Consider the following 2,543-nt stretch of genomic DNA (forward strand, 5'->3'; position numbering starts at 1 on the left):
CCCCCGCCGGTGGCCGGCTCGCTGACCGTGACCGGCGGCGGGATCGACGGCCACGACATCGAGCTCGCCCACCCGGGCGAGTAACACGGAAGATCCACACAGACCCCTGGCGGTACGGCACTTCGAGCGGAGAGGCTGTACGCGCCGGTGGAAATGGGCCCCGTGGCGGGAACGGCAGGCAGGGGACGGCCTGCCGTTCCCGCCCGGGGCCCGACTCATCGAGTCACCGAGTGAGTGAGCAAGGAGAGAGAACGGCATGGGACTTCGCGCACAGGTGCGTACGCGGGACGGCTGGGCCGTCCAGCACGCGGTCGTGACGGTGACCGACATGACGGGCACCCAGGTGGTCCGGGCCGCCGCCGACGAGGACGGGGCCGTCCGTACCGACGACCTCCTGCCCGCGGGCGCCTACACGGTGATCGTCACGGCGGTCGGGTACGCCCCCGCCGCCTCCACCGCCCTGGTCGCGGCGAGCGGCCGGGTCGAGGCCGGGACCGTGGTGCTGGCCCGGCAGGGCGGGGTGGAGCTGCCGCCCCCGGGCGGCTGGTCGCTGGACCCGGTGCACTGCTCGGTGGCCGCCGTCGCGCAGCACCTGGGGATCTCCAGCGTGCGCGGCCGGTTCACCGAGTTCGCCGGCCGGATCGACATCGCCGAGGACGTCCTCCGCTCCCGGGTGGAGGCCACCATCACCGCCGACAGCATCGACACCGGCAACGGGATGCGCGACAAGCACCTGCGCTCGCCGGACTTCCTGGACGTGGACCGCTACCCGGAGATCACCTACCGGTCCCGCGCACTGACCCCGGCCGGCCCCGACCGCTGGACGGTGCACGGGGTCCTCACCATGCACGGCATCGCGCGGGACGTCGACCTCGACCTCAGCTACCTGGGTACCGGCCCGGACCCCTGGGGCGGGGTGCGGGCGGCCTTCCACGCCACCGCGGAACTGCGCCGGGACGACTTCGCGATGAACTACAACCAGGTCGTGCAGGCGGGCATCTCCGCGATCGGCACGACCCTGCGGGTGGAGCTCGACATCCAGGCCGTACAGGGGGATCCGGTCCCGGCCTGACCGGCGGGGCACCGCCTAGGCTGACGCCATGTCACCCACCATCGCGACCAACACCACCGTCGAGCTCGGGGAACTGCTGGACTTCGTCCGCCCCCGGCACCGGGCGGTCCTGCTGACCACCCGGGCCGACGGACGGCCCCAGGGGTCCCCGCTGACCTGCGGCGTGGACGACGCGGGCCGGATCGTCGTCTCGACCTACCCCGAGCGCGCCAAGACCCGTAACGCCAAGCGCGACGAGCGGGTCAGCGTGATCGTCCTGTCGGACGAGTGGGACGGCCCCTGGGTCCAGATCGACGGCTCGGCCGAAGTCATCGACGCCCCTGACTCGGTCGAGCCCCTCGTCGAGTACTTCCGGAACATCTCCGGCGAGCACCCGGACTGGGACGAGTACCGGGCGGCAATGGTGAAGCAGGGGAAGTCGATCATCCGGATCACCCCGGAGCGGTGGAGCCCGATCGCCACCGGCGGCTTCCCCGCCCGGCTCGCCGAGGACGGCTGACCCGGATGCCCCTCCCCGGCCCCGCCGTACTCGACCGCGCCCGGCTGCTGGTCTCCCCCGGCCTGGACGCGTCGGTGGTCCGCTCGCTGGAGCGGACCACCGGGCGCCCCGCCGAACGGGCACCGGGCCGTGCGCCGGACGACCCCTTCCTGTACGTCGGGGACGCCCTGCCCGGCCCGCTGCGGGACGGGCGGCTGGTGTGGTTCCACAGCGTCAACGCCGGTACGGACGCCCTGCTCGCGGCGGGCCCCTGGCCGCGGGAGGCCCTGCTGACCCGGACCGTGGGACGGATGGGGGAGCGGATCGCGCAGTACGTACTGGCCTGGATCCTGGCCGAGTGCCAGTCCGTGCCCGAGCACCTCGCCCAGCACGCCCGCGCCGAATGGCGGCGCCTGCCGTCGTCGCTCGCCGCCGGGCGGACCGCCGTCGTGCACGGCACCGGGCACATCGGCTCCGCGGTCGCGGCCCTGCTGCGCGCGTGTTCCCTGCGCACGGTGGGGGTCCGCCGCACCGCGGGGGACCCACCGCCCTGCTTCGACCGGACCGTGGCGGCCGGGAGCGTCCAGGAGGCGGAGGAGACGGCCGCCGCGCGGTGGGTGGTCTCCACGCTGCCGCTGACGGCCGCCACCGAGGGGTACTTCGGGGCGGCGCGGTTCGCCGCGATGCGGGGCGCGTCCTTCGTCAACGTCGGGCGGGGCGCGTGCGTGGACCTCGACGCGCTGGAGGCCGCGCTGCGCGACGGCCGGGTGCGCCGGGCGGTCCTGGACGTCCTGCCCGAGGAGCCGCCGGGCCCGCAGGACCGCGCCTGGACGCTACCGCGCACGGTGACCACCTCGCACTCCGCCGGGATCACCGCCGCCGAGGACGTCGCCACGGACTTCGCGGCCTGCTGGGAGGCGGTGACGAGCGGGCGGACGCCCGCACTGGCGGTGGACACCGGGCGCGGGTACTGACACCGGGCGCGGGTACTGA

Annotated in this window: 3 protein-coding genes; all 3 read left to right on the plus strand. The window is 74.7% G+C overall.

Annotation, left to right across the window (positions count from 1 at the left end):
- The first annotated feature begins 256 nt into the window (after positions 1-256).
- Genes IH13_RS0100660 through IH13_RS0100670 form a run of 3 tightly spaced genes read left to right on the plus strand, consistent with a single transcriptional unit; the run spans position 257 to position 2,524 of the window.
- Positions 257-1,072 carry a YceI family protein gene (locus IH13_RS0100660; RefSeq protein ID WP_031080064.1) on the plus strand — a complete coding sequence of 272 codons (816 nt, stop codon included), beginning with the start codon at positions 257-259 and terminating at the stop codon, positions 1,070-1,072.
- A gap of 28 nt (positions 1,073-1,100) precedes the next feature.
- A complete protein-coding gene (locus tag IH13_RS0100665) occupies positions 1,101-1,571 on the plus strand; it encodes a PPOX class F420-dependent oxidoreductase (RefSeq protein WP_031080066.1) in 471 nt (156 codons plus the stop codon).
- A gap of 5 nt (positions 1,572-1,576) precedes the next feature.
- Positions 1,577-2,524 (plus strand): NAD(P)-dependent oxidoreductase, encoded by a 948-nt coding sequence (locus tag IH13_RS0100670; RefSeq protein ID WP_031080068.1) that lies wholly within the window; start codon positions 1,577-1,579, stop codon positions 2,522-2,524.
- Positions 2,525-2,543: the final 19 nt, after the last annotated feature.

It is taken from the genome of Streptomyces sp. NRRL WC-3549, assembly GCF_000721935.1.
GTDB lineage: Bacteria > Actinomycetota > Actinomycetes > Streptomycetales > Streptomycetaceae > Streptomyces.